The organism is Pseudomonas aylmerensis (assembly GCF_001702265.1).
Classification (GTDB): domain Bacteria; phylum Pseudomonadota; class Gammaproteobacteria; order Pseudomonadales; family Pseudomonadaceae; genus Aquipseudomonas; species Aquipseudomonas aylmerensis.
Map to the genome: position 1 here is coordinate 343,835 of NZ_MAUE01000045.1, position 14,646 is coordinate 358,480.

Sequence of the window (14,646 nt, forward strand, 5' to 3'; positions counted from 1 at the left end):
AGCGGTGTAACAGTCGAAGTATCAAGTGACTGTAACACCGCTTTCGCGAGCAAGCCCGCTCCCACATTTGCAGTGTATTGTTCTGAAAGCCTTATTCCAGAGCCTTTGGCGCGATAGTTTTAGCTTCGTTTAAACCGTGACCAATTATTGTAGGACAGTCGTGATTATGACCGCGGGGCCCTCTTTTGGCTCTAGGCGGCCCTTGGCAAAGCTGCTACTCTCGGCGCGCTTTGTGACGTCTAGGCCTGCTTGAAAGCGCCAGATTCACCTAAAAAAACATACACCAATAATAATCGCATCAAATGCGATGATGAATTCGCGTCGCTGAGGAGTGGGCTTCCATGAACGAAGACTTTTGGAAGGATAAGTACCCCGCCGGGATTGCTGCAGAAATCAATCCAGACGAGTATCCGAATATTCAGGCGGTATTGAAGCAGTCCTGCCAGCGCTTCGCCAACAAACCGGCTTTCAGCAACCTGGGCAAGACAATCACCTACGGTGAACTGTACGAATTGTCCGGCGCCTTCGCCGCGTACCTGCAACAGCATACCGACTTGAAGCCGGGCGATCGAATCGCCGTGCAACTGCCCAACGTCCTGCAATACCCGGTCGCCGTGTTCGGCGCCATCCGTGCTGGCCTGATCGTGGTCAACACCAACCCGCTGTACACCGCGCGGGAAATGGAACACCAATTCAACGACTCCGGCGCCAAGGCGCTGGTCTGCCTGGCCAACATGGCCCACCTGGCGGAAAAGGTCGTGCCCAAGACCGCCGTCAGGCATGTCATCGTCACTGAAGTCGCCGACCTGCTGCCGCCACTCAAGCGCCTGCTGATCAACAGCGTCATCAAGTACGTGAAGAAAATGGTCCCGGCCTATCACTTGCCCAAGGCGATCAAGTTCAACGACGTGCTGGCCAAGGGGCACGGCCAACCGGTCAGCGACGCCAGCCCGGACAGTGGCGATGTGGCCGTGCTGCAATACACCGGCGGCACCACCGGCGTGGCCAAGGGCGCGATGCTCACCCACCGCAACCTGGTGGCCAACATGCTGCAGTGCAAGGCCCTGATGGGCTCCAACCTCAATGAAGGTTGCGAGATCCTGATCACGCCGCTGCCGCTGTACCACATCTACGCGTTCACCTTTCATTGCATGGCGATGATGCTGATCGGCAACCACAACATCCTGATCAGCAACCCGCGCGACTTGCCGGCGATGGTCAAGGAGCTGTCGAAGTGGAAGTTCAGCGGCTTTGTCGGCCTCAACACCCTGTTCGTGGCGCTGTGCAACAACGAGGCGTTCCGCAAGCTGGATTTCTCCGCGTTGAAAGTCACCCTGTCGGGCGGCATGGCCCTGCAACTGGCCGCTGCCGAGCGCTGGAAGGCCGTGACCGGCTGTGGCATCTGTGAAGGCTACGGCATGACCGAGACCAGCCCGGTGGCCACGGTGAACCCGATCCAGCATATCCAGATCGGTACCATCGGCATTCCGGTGCCGTCCACCGTGTGCAAGGTCATTGCCGATGACGGCACCGAGCTGGCGCTGGGCGAGACTGGTGAGCTGTGCGTCAAGGGCCCGCAAGTGATGAAAGGCTACTGGCAGCGCGAAGACGCCACTGCCGAGATGCTCGACAGCGAAGGCTGGCTGAAGACCGGTGACATCGCGATCATCCAGCCTGACGGCTATATGCGCATTGTCGACCGCAAGAAGGACATGATCCTGGTTTCCGGTTTCAACGTGTATCCCAACGAGCTGGAAGACGTGCTGGCAGGCCTGCCGGGCGTGTTGCAGTGCGCGGCCATCGGTGTGCCGGATGAAAAGTCCGGGGAGCACATCAAGCTCTTTATCGTGGTCAAGCCGGGCGCGACCCTGACCAAGGAGCAGGTGATGGAGCATATGCGCGCCAACGTCACCGGCTACAAAGTGCCCAAGGCCGTGGAATTCCGTGACGCGTTGCCGACTACCAACGTGGGCAAGATCCTGCGCCGTGAACTGCGCGATGAAGAGCTGAAGAAGCTAGGCCTGAAAAAGTAACCCTAAAAAACCCCGCGAATGCGGGGTTTTTTAATGCTTGCTGATTAGCAGGGGTGAAATGCAATCCAAAGTGTGGGAGCGATCTTGCTCGCGAATGCGGTGTATCAGCGACTGATCATGCGACTGACACTCTGCATTCGCGAGCAAGCCCGCTCCCACATTTTAAAGCGGATTCCTACAGTGCGAATTGCGCAAAGCTGACGCCGGCCCCGGCTGGACGTACATCCTTGAGGAACGAATCCTTGTCCGCGCTCAGCTCCAGGGTGATCTCCGGCTTGCGCTTGCCGGCATTGCGCACCACCAGCCCTTCGAGTTTTTCACGCAGGAACACCGTTGGCACCTTCAGGTGCAGCAACTGGTCGGTGTCGGCGTTATGCATCAACAGGTGAATCCACTCGTACTGGCCCACGGCAATCCGACCCACTGGCAGGTCGAACCACCAGATGTTGCGTTTGCGGTCCAGGTCAGTGAAGTGGCAGTTGTTGACGCCGAGTACGGCACCGCCCAGTTCCTGGTTTCTGCGGGCGATGGCCTGTGCTTTATTGAGTTTCATAACCTTCCTACGGGATCTGTTATTCAGCGTTATAGCCTGAATGTGCCGGGCATTCTCGTGGGTTGGCCGCAAAACATAAAGCCAAACCTGCGGCTGGCGATGAAATGCTCGCGCAAAAATAATTGAAACTCTGCCGAACCGCCTCGGGTCAATCTTTACGTAATGACCAAAACCCTTTGATTGTTCTTTCGGAGAAATACCATGGGCAGCACAGCGGATAAGGCAAAAGGTTTGAAAGACGAAGCCGTCGGCAACATCAAGCAAGGCGTCGGCAAAGTCACCGGCAACGACAAACTGCGCGCTGAAGGCGTGGTGCAGGAAAAGAAAGGCCAAGTCGAGAAAGCCGTCGGCGACACCAAGGACGCAGTCAAGAAAGCGACCAAGTAATACGGCGCTCGCGCAGCCTGACGGCCATCCACGGATGGCCGTTTTTATGTCACACCCCGTGATTAAAGTTTCGAAATTGTTTCGAGGTCGCCAAATAGGCTACCTTGATGTAGAAAACGGCCCCTGAGTCGCCCACGAACTCAACCTTTTGCGGCGAAAGGAGACGCTATGATTTTTCCGGTACTGCAAGGCCTCAAGCTTCATAAAGTGCTGGTGCGCACCGTCAAGGAATTCGTTGATGACGAGATGCCCACCTACGCCTCGGCACTGGCCTACCAGATGCTGTTTTCGTTGTTTCCCTTCCTGCTGTTCCTCATTGCCCTGATCGGTTTCCTGCACCTGCCGGACTTTTTCACCTGGCTGCGCATGCAGTCGGAGCTGGTGTTGCCGCCCCAGGCGCTGGAGCAGGTCAACCCGGTGATCGACCAGTTGCAGCAATCCAAGGGTGGCCTGCTCTCGGTGGGTATCGTGATCGCGCTGTGGACGGCTTCCGCCGGCGTGCGCCTGATGATGAGCGCGATGAATGCCGCCTACGACGTGGTCGAAGGCCGTCCGATCTGGAAGCGCTTCCCGCTGTCGATTTTCTACACTGTCGGCATTGCCGGCATGCTCCTGGCCGCCGCCGCGCTGATGGTGCTCGGCCCGCAGGTGATGGAGTGGCTGGCCGGGCAGATCGGCATGCAGGAATTCGTGGTCACCCTGTGGACCATCCTGCGCTGGCCGTTGATTGTGATCTTGCTGATGTTCGCCGTGGCCCTCATGTACTACGTGATGCCTGACGTCGAGCAGAAATTCCGCTTCATCACACCTGGCTCGGTGCTGGCGGTGGTGGTGTGGATCGTCGCCTCACTGGGGTTTGGCTACTACGTCAAAACCTTCGCCGACTACAACGCCATGTATGGCAGCATCGGTGCGATCATTGTGCTGCTCCTCTACTTCTACATTTCCGCCGCCGTGCTGTTGCTGGGTGCGGAGATGAATGCGGTGATCGAGCACATGTCCGCCGAAGGCAAGGACCCAGGCGAAAAGGAGTTCGACGAAGCGGGCGCCACCGATGAAAAACAGCATGTCTCCGGCCTTGGCCGGGACCACTCCAAGCCCACTAACGACGAAGTCTGATCGATGATCCGTGAAATCCTGAAAATGGGCGACGAGCGCCTGCTGCGTATCGCGCCCCCGGTGCCGCCGGAAATGTTCGACAGCCCCGAGCTGTGGCAGTTGATCGATGACATGTTCCAGACCATGGAGCATGTGGGAGGCGTCGGCCTGGCCGCGCCGCAGATTGGCGTCGACCTGCAACTGGTGATCTTCGGGTTCGAGGCCAGTGAGCGCTATCCCGACGCGCCGCCAGTGCCGCAGACCATTCTGATCAATCCGTTGATCACACCGCTGAGCCCGGTGCTGGAAGAGGGCTATGAGGGCTGCCTGTCCGTGCCCGGCCTGCGCGGCGCCGTGGACCGTTACCAGCAGATTCGCTACGAAGGTTTCGATCCCAAGGGCGAGCCGATCGTGCGTTTTGCCGATGGCTTCCATGCGCGCGTGGTGCAGCATGAGTGCGATCACCTGATCGGCCGGCTGTACCCGTCGCGGATTACGGATTTCAGCAAGTTCGGGTTTATCGAAGTGATGTTCCCGGACATGGATCCTGCGGCTGACGAGTAAACCCCTGACACAACCCATCAAAACGGTGGGAGCGGGCTTGCTCGCGAAGGCAGTGTATCAGTCACGCATGTATCGACTGATAAAACGCATTCGCGAGCAAGCCCGCTCCCACAGGTTGATGGCATTTCACGTCAGGTTATTGCGCGGGTTTGACGAACCGCAGGGTCATCCGATCCGACTCGCCAATCGCCACGTACCTGGCCTTATCCTGTTCTCCCAGCTTCAACGTCGGCGGCAAGGTCCACACTCCGCCGGGATAGTCCTTGGTGTCCTTCGCATTGGCATTCACCTCACTTTGTCCCGCCAGCTTGAAGCCTGCATCGGTCGCCAGCTTCACCACTTGCGCAGTGGTCAGGTAACCGCTGTCCTTGATCGCTTCCAGGTCCGCGCCATCCTTGGCCCGGTGATCTTCCACGCCCAGCACGCCGCCCGGTTTCAGCACCGTGTAGAACGCACGGAAAGTGGCGTTGGCAGTGTCGGCCGCCACCCAGTTATGCACATTGCGGAAGGTCAGCACGGCGTCGGCTGAACCGGGTTTGCCCAACACCGGCGCCTTGGGGTCGAACTCGACCACTTCAGCCTTGGCATAGCGCGCCGGGTCGGCGGCGAATTTCTTCTTCAGGTTCTCTTCCGAGGTCCGCGCATAGGCACTGCTGCTCGCCGCCTGCACGGCGGCAATGTAATGCCCGTGATCCTTGAGCAGCGGCGCCAGCAGTTCGCTGTACCAACCGCCACCCGGGGTGATTTCGATCACGGTTTGCCTGGCGCCCAGGCCAAAGAACTCCAGCGTCTGCTGCGGATGACGATAGCCGTCACGCGCACTGTTGGCAGGGTCGCGCCAACTGCCGGCGAGTACACTGGCGTACTGCTTGGCGCTGATGGGTGCGTCGGCGGCCTGGCTGAAGGTGGGGGCGAGGAGGGCGGTGAGGGACAGCGCTGCAAGCGTCGTTTTCATGATCATCCTGTAGAGGGCTAGGGTGCCCCCGAGGCTAGCATGGGCCCTCTGCCGGCCGATCACACATTATCTGCGGTGAACCGCACCAAAGGTTCTAAGCACCGATGTTCAAGCCCATGGCGATCATCGGCTTGTTGCGTTTGTACCGCACCAGTCGTTCGCTGAGGGACTGCGGCAGCCGCGTGTCCTGGGTGAAGCCGATGCGCTGATACAGCCCTTCCAGGTCCGGATGGCACAGCAACCAGACCGTGCCGTCCACATCTGCCACGGCCTGCTCAATCAAGCGCGCCGCCAGCCCCTGGCCGCGATACGCCGGGTCGACAAACACCCCCGTCAGCCACTGCCCGCCGACCACCGGCGTGAGGCACAGGCCGGCGACAATCTCGCCATCGCGCGCCACCCACAAACGCCCGCCCTTGAGCGCCTTCATCGACGAATCGTGGCGGCGGTAAAACTTGTTCAGCAGCGGCCACAGCGGCTCTGCCAGCGGTTCGAGGTGCAGTTCGGGCATGGTGTTCGCGCAACATAATCCAGGGCCGGAGATTATAAGCGCCTTCTGTGGGGCAATAGGTGGTATACCCAGTGTTACATCCCCTGTAAGTGGAGCATGCATCATGGCCAAAGGTATGGATTCAAAGAAAGCCGCGAAGAAAAAACCGGCAAAGACCGCCGATGAAAAACGCGCTGACAAGAAAGCCAAGAAGTCCGAGACCGGCCTGTTCGGTCACTGAGTTACAAGCTTAGAACCAAACGATCTGCAAGATTTTTGCGCCTCATTGCACAGAGCAGGAAACACCTGCTCTGAGCTGCCGATGGCCAACTACCTTGATGAGACCCAACGCCGGGAAATCGAAGCCCTGGCGAACAGTTTTACCGCCCGCACCGAATGGCCGACCTGGCTGTTGTTGATCGGCGTCTACGCCGGCTGGTTCGCCGTGGTCCTCGCCAGCCACTGGCTGGGTGTGGGGCTGAGTACCGTACTGCTGATTCCCATCGTGACGCTGTGGCTGTCCGTGCAACACGAACTGCTGCATGGCCATCCCACCCGCTCGCGCCGGCTCAACAAACTCCTCGGTTATGCCCCGTTCGCCGTGTGGTACCCCTACACGCTGTACCGCGACAGCCATCTGCTGCACCACAATGATGACGACCTGACCCTGCCCGGCATCGACCCGGAAAGCCGCTACCTCAACCAGCAGCAATGGGACAACAGCTCACTGTTCGAACGTGGCGTGCATTGGCTGACCAAAACCGTGCTCGGTCGTTTTCTGCTGGCCGCGCCCTTGGCGATCACCCGCCTGGCGCGCCATGAATGGCAGCGCCTGCCACAGGTCTGGCTGATGTGGCTGGCCCACGGCGCGGTGACGCTGCTGATGTTGAGTTTCATCGCCCACTACAGCGCACTTTCAGTCGTGCAGTACCTGCTGCTGGTCAGCGTGCCGGCCTTGTCGCTGGCGTCGATCCGTTCCTACTATGAGCACCGTCCGCATCCGCAACCGGAGCAGCGCACGGTGCTCAACGAGGCATCGTGGCCGTGGACCTGGCTGTTTTTGAACAACAACCTGCACCTGGTGCACCACGACTTGCCGCAATTGCCCTGGTATTTGCTGCCCACCGTCTACCGCGCCCGTCGCGAGCAGTGGGTGGCGCGCAGCGGCGGGTTCCTGGTGCAGGGCTACGGCCAGTTGATCAGCCGCCACGGGCTCAAGGCCATCGACAGCCCGCGCCATCCCTTTGCCTGAGAGACCCGCATGAGTGATCACTACGCCGAGCTGCTGATGTATGTCGCGCCGGACCCCATCCAACAGGCCAACCAACAGTGGTTGACGCGAATCCTGGAGCGCCTGGGCCTGGGCCGGCGCGACGCCGCGCATCTGGACCTGCTCGGCTTGTGGCTGGCCCCTGAACTACTCGTTACCCAGACCTGCGGCTACCCGCTGATGACCCAGCTGCGCGGTCAGGTGCGCGTCATCGGCCGGCCACGTTATGAGTTGCCGCACAGCAGCAACGGCGCCCATCGCAGCCTGCTGCTGGCCCGCGCGGACAACCCGCACACCGACCTGGCGCAGTTCTACCAAAGCCGTGGCGTGATCAATGGCCACGACTCCAACAGCGGCATGAACCTGCTGCGCGAACGCTTGGCGCCGTTGCAGCAGGACGGTCGGTTTTTTTCCAGCGTCGGCATCAGTGGTGCCCATCGCGAGAGCCTGCGCTGGTTGCGCGAGGACCGTGCCGACCTGGCCGCCATCGACAGCGTCACTTACGACTACCTGGCCCGTTTCGCCCCGCAGGAAGTCGCGGGGCTGCGCGTGGTGAGCCACAGCGCGCCGAGCCCGACCTTGCCCTACATCGGCCCGCACAGCTTGAGTGAGGCGCAGGTTGCAACGATTCGTGCGGCCATGAACCTGGCGTTGCAGGACTTGCCGCACGTGGTTGAAACCCTCGGCTTGCATGCAGTGCTGCCGGCCAGCGAAGACGACTATCAGGTACTCCTCGACTACCAGCAGCACGCCGCCAGCCTTGGCTACCCGGTGCTTGAATAAGGTTATATAAAAATACCTTTTAAATATTATTAAAGAATAAGCAGCCTTGCTAGGATCGCCCCACCGGAACACCGGACATAACGCGCAACCTACTCAGATGGAGCCACTATGTCCGGCGCCGACACTTCTCACAGCGATTACGTGGGCGGATTATTCCGCAGTCATTACGACTGGCTGTGCGGCCGTTTGCACCGCCACCTCGATTCGCGCGCGCACGCCGAAGACATCGCCGCCGACACCTTCGTCCAGCTCCTGAGTTCGCCGTCGGTGGAGCCGATCCGCCAGCCCCGCGCCTTGCTCACCACCATCGCCCAGCGTCTGATGTACCAGCTGTGGCGCCGTCGTGACCTGGAGCGCGCCTACCTCGACGCCCTCGATACCGACGACACCTGCACCGCGCCGTCGCCCGAAGACCTGGCGCAAATGCTCGAAGCCCTGCAAGCCATCGACCAGTTGCTCGACGGCTTGCCGGCGAAGGTCAAGGCGACCTTTCTGCTGTCGCAACTCAATGGCCTGACCTACCCGCAAATCGCCGCCGAGCTGGGCATTTCCCAGCGTTCGGTCAGCGACTACATGACCCGCGCCTTCAATCGATGCCTGCGGCTGTGCCTGGAATGAACGACGAACTGATCGACAGCGCCACGCAGTGGTACGTACTGCTGCGCTCCGGCCAGGCCACGACGCAGGATTGGCAGCGTTATCACCAATGGCGCGCGGCCGACCCCCGCCATGATGCCTTGTGCCGGCAGTTGGAAACCCGCCTCGGGGTGTTCCAGGTGCCGCAGGCGCAAGGCGTCAGCGGCAAAGTCGTGCAGCAGGCGTTGGAGGCGCCGTCCAGTCGCCGCCAGGTATTGCAGATCGCCCTGGCCGGCGCCGGCGTGGCCGTCGGCGCCGTGCTGCTGGCCAAACCCATGGGGCTGTCGGAACTCACGGCGGATGTGCGCACCGGCACCGGCGAGCGGCGCACCGTGACCCTGGATGACGGCAGCGAATTGCTGCTCAACGCCCAGAGCGCGGCCGACATTCAGTTCGACCCGCAACGGCGCCTGGTGCGCCTGCGCGAAGGTGAGCTGCTGGCCAAGGTCGCCAGTGATCGCCTGCGGCCGTTTCTGATCCAGACCGACCAGGCGTGCCTGCGCGCCTACGGCAACCGCTTTCTGGTGCGTGAGCGTGAAGGGCAGGGCCAGGTCGTCGCGCTCAACGGCGCCGTCGAAATCGATGGGCAGAACGGCGAGCGCCTGCAACTGGCCGCCGGCCATGAAGTGCATTACGACCGCACGGGCTTCGGCCCGATGCAGGCCAGTTCTTCCGGCGCCACTGCCTGGGTGGACGGCTTCCTGCAAGTGCGCGACCGCCCGCTGGCTGAGGTCATCGACGCGCTGCGCCCCTACCACCAGGGCGTGCTGCGCCTGGATCCGGCCGTGGCCGAGTTGCGCGTGAGCGGCCTCTACCGCCTGGACAACCCCCAGCAGATCCTCGACACCCTGGCGCGCACTTTGCCGATCCACATCACCCGCCGCACCGGCCTGTGGGTGACCGTTAGTGCGGCCTGATTTGCTGTGGGCGTTGGCTTGCTTGCGATGCCTGCCCGTTACATCGCGTCGATGCCATCGCAGGCACGCCAGCGCCTACAGGGTTTGCGCTTCGAAAGTGGGTTCTAAGGACATAACCAAACGATCTGCAAGTTTTCCCGCGGCCGTCCCACATCACTCCCGTAAGCGCTGCGGGGAGCAGCGTTCTCGAGTTTCCTTGGGGGGAGCCAAAGTGAATCAGTTCAACCGTGTGCCGCTGCGAACCTTTGCCCTGGTGCCGTTGGCCAGTCTGTTTTTTTCGTTTGCCGCCAGTGCCGAAGAGGTGCGCCAGGTCTACCACATCGCGCCCGGCCCGCTGGATGAGGTGCTGCTGGACATCAGTCGCCAAAGCGGCCAGGTAATTTCGTTTACGCCGCAACTGGGCAATTATTCCTCGGCCCGTGTCGACGGTTCGCTGTCGGCGCAACAGGCGGTCGACGCCGCGCTCAAGGGCACCGGCCTGCACGTGCAGGTCAGCCCGGACGGCGCCTTTGTGATCAAGGAAGGCGCGGCCAAAAGTGCCCAGGCCACCAGCAGCGTCAAGGCCCAGACCAGCGCCGCCCAGGCACCGACCCTGGACCGCGTGGTGGCCATCGGCACCCGCCGCAGCGACGCCACCGCCCTGACCAGCGCGGCCCCGGTGGACGTGATCAACGCCGCAGAACTCAAGCAAACCGGCGCGACCAGCCTTAACCAGGCACTGTTCCAGTTGCTGCCCTCGTTCAACTTTCCGCAGAACAACAGCGCCACGCGCGGGCAGGATCCCAAGGGGGCCTCGCTGCGTGGCCTGTCACCCGACCAGACCCTGGTGCTGATCAACGGCAAGCGCCGGCACACCTCGGCGGTGGTGAATATCTCCGGTGGCGTGCCGTTCATTGGCGCGCAGCCGGTGGACCTGGACATGATCCCCATCAGCGCCATCGACCATGTCGAAGTGCTGCGTGATGGCGCCTCGGCGCAGTACGGCTCGGATGCGGTGGCCGGGGTGGTCAACATCGTGCTCAAGGAGCGTGACAGCGGCGGTGGCATCAACACGCAATTGGGCAAGTACGCCCAGGGCGATGGCTTCAGCAAGACCACCGACGGCTGGTACGGCATCGGTTTGCCGGGGGATGGTTTCCTCACGCTGAGCTTCAACACCCTGAACAACAAGCCCGACGATATCGGCGACAAGTACGTCGCCGACGGCCAGTTGCAAGACCCGCGTTGGGGCGGGGCCGGGCGCGACAAATACAACCTGGCGGCGAATGCCGAGATTGGCCTGAACGATCAATGGCGGCTCTACAGCTTCGCCACCTTCGGCCAGGACACCTCGGTCAACAACACGCCGCCGCTGTTGGCCAGCAGCCCGAACAACGTCGCGTCGATCTACCCCGGCGGCACGATTCCCAAGTACCGCTACCGCTATGAAGACGGCGCCGTCACCGTGGGCACGCGCTATGAAGACGAATCCATCGGCCGCTTCGACCTGAGCGCGACGTATGGCCGTGACGAGCACGACGAGTTGGCGTTCAACACCGTCAACCCGAGCTATGGCGCCAACAGCCCGACCAAATTCAACGTCGCGACGCTGGTCAACGATCAGACCAACATCACCCTCGACTATGCCAAGGACCTCGACGTGAACTGGTCCAGCCATCCGCTGACCGTCTCCGCTGGCGTGGCCTACCGGCACGAGCAATATCGCCTCGAGGCCGGGGACTACGACTCCTACTCCTACGGCGGTATCGACAACGTGCAGGTGGGCGCGGTGCAAGCGTCGGGCTTGACCCCGGACGATGCCGGCACCTTCAAGCGCGATGTCGGCGGCGTGTATTTCGGCCTGGAAAACCAGGTCACCGACAAGCTGCAAGTCGGCGTCGCCGGGCGCACCGAGCACTACTCGGACTTCGGTTCCGCCACCACCGGCAAGCTCTCGGCGCGCTATGACTTCACCCCGCAAGTGGGGCTGCGCGGCACGATCAACAATGCCTATCACGCGCCAAGCCTGGGCCAGATCGGCACGTCCTGGACCACCACCACCAACCTCGATGCCAATGGCAACCCGGTGCTGACCCGCATGCTGCCGGCCGACAACCCGGCAGCGCGGGCCCTCGGCGCACAGCCGCTCAAGCCGGAGAAGTCCACCAACTACTCGCTGGGATTGGTACTGCGTCCTACCGAGCATGCCTCGCTGACCATCGACGCCTACCAGATTTCGATTCGCGATCGCTTGTTGTTCAGCGGCGGTATCTCGGGACCGTTGGCTGAGCAGATCCTCACCAATGCCGGCTACGGCCAGTACTCCTGGGCGCAGTTCATGACCAACGCCGCCGACACCCGCACCCGGGGCGTCGACATCGTCGGCAAGTACAACCTGGACCTGGCGCAGTTCGGTGACCTGAACCTGTCGGCCGGCTATACCAAGGCGCGCACCACCATCGAGAAAGTCCACGAGAACCCCAACGGTTTCGAGGTGCTGACCCGCGAAGCCCGGGGCTTTATCGAGCACGGCTACCCCGAAGACAAGCTGGTGTTCGGCGCGGTGCACACACTCAACCAATGGACCATTGCCCTCAACCAGACCCGCTACGGCAAGTACCGCAAATACGCGGCCGCCGAAGCCAACGCCCAGTACGACCAGGTGTTCAGTGCGCAATGGACCACTGACCTGGACGTGAACTACGCGTTCACCAAGCAGCTGCGGGTGTCGGTCGGTGTGAACAACCTGTTCGACAGCAAGCCCGATGACTTCAACAGCCGCCTGCGTCAGACGCCGGGGCAGCAATACAGCTACCTGTCGCCGACCGCGCCGGAAGGGGCGTTCTACTACACGCGGCTCAGTTATGACTTTTAAACCCTGATCTTGAAGGGGGTGGAGATCAACTGTGGGAGCTGGCTTGCCGGCGATTGCATCACCTCGGTCTTCCTGAAAAACCGAGGTGTCTGCATCGCAGGCAAGCAAGCTCCCACACTGCCCACTCTGGATCTGTTTTGAATCTCCAAGAGGCTACTCATGAGAACACTAAAAAACCTGCTCGGTGGCTCGCTGCTGGCGCTGGCCGTCCTGGCCCAGCAAGCGCCTGCCGCCGAAGCCGTCAAACCCATCCACTTCGGTGACATCACCTGGGAAAGCGGCAGCCTGATCACCGAGGTCCTGCGCCTGATTGTCGAGAAAGGCTACGGCCTGCCCACCGACACCTTGCCCGGCAGCACCGTGAGCCTGGAAGCGGCCCTGGCCAAGGACGATATCCAGGTGATTGGCGAAGAGTGGGCCGGGCGCAGTCCGGCGTGGGTCAAGGCCGAAAGCGAAGGCAAAGTGTTCGGCCTGGGCGACACGGTCAAGGGCGCGACCGAAGGGTGGTGGGTGCCGGAATACGTGATCAAGGGCGACGCGGCACGCGGCATCAAACCGTTGGCGCCGGACCTCAAGTCGGTGGCCGACCTGGCGCGCTACAAGGATGTGTTCCGCGATCCCGAAGACCCGACGCGTGGGCGTTTCCTCAACAGCCCAACCGGCTGGACCTCGGAGATCGTCAACAGCCAGAAACTCAAGGCCTACAAGCTTACTGACAGCTTCGTCAACTTCCGCACCGGCTCCGGCGCGGCGCTGGATGCCGAGGTGGCGTCGTCGATCCGGCGTGGCAAGCCGGTGTTGTTCTACTACTGGTCGCCGACCCCGCTGCTGGGGCGTTTCAAGCTGATCAAGCTGGAAGAACCGCCGTTCAGCGCCGAAGCCTGGAAGACGTTGTCCGACGCGAAAAACCCCAACCCGATCGGCACCCGTTCGATGCCGGCGCGCCTGGCGATTGGCGTGTCCGCGCCGTTCAAGGCGCAGTACCCGCAACTGGTGAGCGTGTTTGAGAAGGTCGACCTGCCGATTGATCTGCTCAACGGCATCCTCGGGGACATGAGTGAGAAACGCACCCCGCCCCGCCAGGTGGCTGAAGCCTTCCTCAAGGACCATCCGCAGGTCTGGCAGCAGTGGGTTCCGGCGGATGTCGCCGCCAAGGTCAAGGAGGCGCTGTGATGCTGAAGATGTTTGCTGGCGTCGTCCTCTCGTTGATCGCCGGCCAGGTGTTGGCCGCCGAACCCGCCACCTTGCGCATCGGCTACCAGAAAAGCTCGGTGAGCATGGTCCTCGCCCGTGAGCACAAACTCTTCGAAGCGGCGTTGCCCGGCACCCAGGTGCAGTGGATTGAATTCCTCGGCGGCCCGCCGCTGATCGAAGCCCTCAACGGCGGCAGCCTGGACATCGGCAATATCGGCGACATCCCGCCGATCTTCGCCCAGGCCGCCGGCATCGAGTTGCAGTACTTTGCCGTCGAGCCCAACGAGGGCAAATCCGAAGCCGTGCTGGTGCCCAAGAACAGCAACGTGCAAAGCGTGGCCGAACTCAAGGGCAAGCGCGTGGCGTTGCTCAAGGGCTCCAGCGCGCACAACCTGTTCCTCAAGAGCCTGCTGCGCGCCGGCTTGCAATGGAAGGACGTCGACGTGGTGTACCTGTCGCCCTCGGATGGGCGCGCCGCCTTTGAACAGGGCAAGGTCGACGCCTGGGTGGTGTGGGATCCGTACTATCCGGCGGCGGTGGTCGACGGCTCCGCCCGCGTGCTCGGCGATGGCCAGGGCCTCAATCCTGCGGGCACGTTCTTCGTCGCCAGCAGCGCGTTTGTGCAACAGCACCCGCAAGCCATCGGCCCGATTATCCAGACCCTGGCCAAGGCGCAGCGCCTGTCCCTCGACCAGCCCGAGGAAAGCATCGCGCTGATGGCCAAGACCCTCGGCCTGCCACCGGCGGTGGTCAAGAGCTACTTCGAACACCGTTCGTCGACCGCGATCCGCCCGCTGCAAGCCAGCGACATCGCCACTCAGCAACGCACCGCCGACCTGTTCTTCGCCAACGGCCTGATCCCGAAAAAGGTCGATGTGCAGCAAGTCGTCTTCAAGGCCCCATGACCTTGCA

General features: G+C 61.9%; 14 protein-coding genes. 11 read left to right on the top strand and 3 right to left on the bottom strand.

The features are described 5' to 3' along the window. Positions 1 to 341: 341 nt before the first annotated feature. The gene (gene fadD1 / locus BBG20_RS27350) at positions 342 to 2,033 is read left to right on the top strand and encodes a long-chain-fatty-acid--CoA ligase FadD1 (RefSeq protein ID WP_065909023.1); all 1,692 of its coding nucleotides are present in this window, start codon (positions 342 to 344) and stop codon (positions 2,031 to 2,033) included. A 175-nt stretch (positions 2,034 to 2,208) separates the two neighbouring features. Here the strand turns inward: fadD1 and BBG20_RS27355 are convergent, their stop codons facing one another. Beyond that, positions 2,209 to 2,586, bottom strand: a complete 378-nt coding sequence (locus BBG20_RS27355) for a hypothetical protein (protein WP_003193739.1) — start codon at positions 2,584 to 2,586, stop codon at positions 2,209 to 2,211. Positions 2,587 to 2,787: 201 nt separating this feature from the next. On the opposite strand from BBG20_RS27355, the gene BBG20_RS27360 reads away from it, so the two are divergent. The 3 genes from BBG20_RS27360 to def all read left to right on the top strand — a co-directional run bounded on the left by BBG20_RS27360 (position 2,788) and on the right by def (position 4,635). Then, positions 2,788 to 2,973: a CsbD family protein gene (locus BBG20_RS27360; RefSeq protein ID WP_016973106.1), complete on the top strand. Its 186-nt coding sequence runs from the start codon at positions 2,788 to 2,790 to the stop codon at positions 2,971 to 2,973. Between the two features lie 168 nt (positions 2,974 to 3,141). Further along, positions 3,142 to 4,092: a YihY/virulence factor BrkB family protein gene (locus BBG20_RS27365; protein WP_065909026.1), complete on the top strand. Its 951-nt coding sequence runs from the start codon at positions 3,142 to 3,144 to the stop codon at positions 4,090 to 4,092. Between the two features lie 3 nt (positions 4,093 to 4,095). Continuing rightward, positions 4,096 to 4,635, top strand: coding sequence for a peptide deformylase (gene def / locus BBG20_RS27370; RefSeq protein ID WP_065909029.1), 540 nt, complete (start codon positions 4,096 to 4,098; stop codon positions 4,633 to 4,635). A gap of 136 nt (positions 4,636 to 4,771) precedes the next feature. Here the strand turns inward: def and BBG20_RS27375 are convergent, their stop codons facing one another. After that, positions 4,772 to 5,590: a class I SAM-dependent methyltransferase gene (locus tag BBG20_RS27375; RefSeq protein ID WP_065909032.1), complete on the bottom strand. Its 819-nt coding sequence runs from the start codon at positions 5,588 to 5,590 to the stop codon at positions 4,772 to 4,774. A 94-nt stretch (positions 5,591 to 5,684) separates the two neighbouring features. Further along, positions 5,685 to 6,101, bottom strand: a complete 417-nt coding sequence (locus BBG20_RS27380; protein ID WP_065909035.1) for a GNAT family N-acetyltransferase — start codon at positions 6,099 to 6,101, stop codon at positions 5,685 to 5,687. A gap of 301 nt (positions 6,102 to 6,402) precedes the next feature. Between BBG20_RS27380 and BBG20_RS27385 the strand changes: the two genes are divergently transcribed. The 7 genes from BBG20_RS27385 to BBG20_RS27415 all read left to right on the top strand — a co-directional run bounded on the left by BBG20_RS27385 (position 6,403) and on the right by BBG20_RS27415 (position 14,639). Further along, a complete protein-coding gene (locus BBG20_RS27385) occupies positions 6,403 to 7,332 on the top strand; it encodes a fatty acid desaturase (protein WP_065909038.1) in 930 nt (309 codons plus the stop codon). A 9-nt stretch (positions 7,333 to 7,341) separates the two neighbouring features. Further along, entirely contained in the window at positions 7,342 to 8,133 is a 792-nt protein-coding gene (locus tag BBG20_RS27390; RefSeq protein WP_065909041.1) for a phosphate/phosphite/phosphonate ABC transporter substrate-binding protein, read from the top strand. Positions 8,134 to 8,241: 108 nt separating this feature from the next. After that, positions 8,242 to 8,751 carry a sigma-70 family RNA polymerase sigma factor gene (locus BBG20_RS27395; protein ID WP_065909044.1) on the top strand — a complete coding sequence of 170 codons (510 nt, stop codon included), beginning with the start codon at positions 8,242 to 8,244 and terminating at the stop codon, positions 8,749 to 8,751. Continuing rightward, positions 8,748 to 9,686 carry a FecR domain-containing protein gene (locus BBG20_RS27400; RefSeq protein ID WP_065909047.1) on the top strand — a complete coding sequence of 313 codons (939 nt, stop codon included), beginning with the start codon at positions 8,748 to 8,750 and terminating at the stop codon, positions 9,684 to 9,686. Before BBG20_RS27395 ends, BBG20_RS27400 begins: the two co-directional genes overlap by 4 nt. Positions 9,687 to 9,897: 211 nt before the next feature. After that, positions 9,898 to 12,540 carry a TonB-dependent receptor gene (locus tag BBG20_RS27405; protein WP_065909050.1) on the top strand — a complete coding sequence of 881 codons (2,643 nt, stop codon included), beginning with the start codon at positions 9,898 to 9,900 and terminating at the stop codon, positions 12,538 to 12,540. Positions 12,541 to 12,699: 159 nt separating this feature from the next. Next, positions 12,700 to 13,713, top strand: coding sequence for an ABC transporter substrate-binding protein (locus tag BBG20_RS27410; protein ID WP_065909052.1), 1,014 nt, complete (start codon positions 12,700 to 12,702; stop codon positions 13,711 to 13,713). Then, positions 13,713 to 14,639 carry an aliphatic sulfonate ABC transporter substrate-binding protein gene (locus BBG20_RS27415; protein ID WP_065909055.1) on the top strand — a complete coding sequence of 309 codons (927 nt, stop codon included), beginning with the start codon at positions 13,713 to 13,715 and terminating at the stop codon, positions 14,637 to 14,639. The genes BBG20_RS27410 and BBG20_RS27415 overlap by 1 nt, the downstream gene beginning before the upstream one ends. The last annotated feature ends 7 nt before the right edge of the window (positions 14,640 to 14,646 follow it).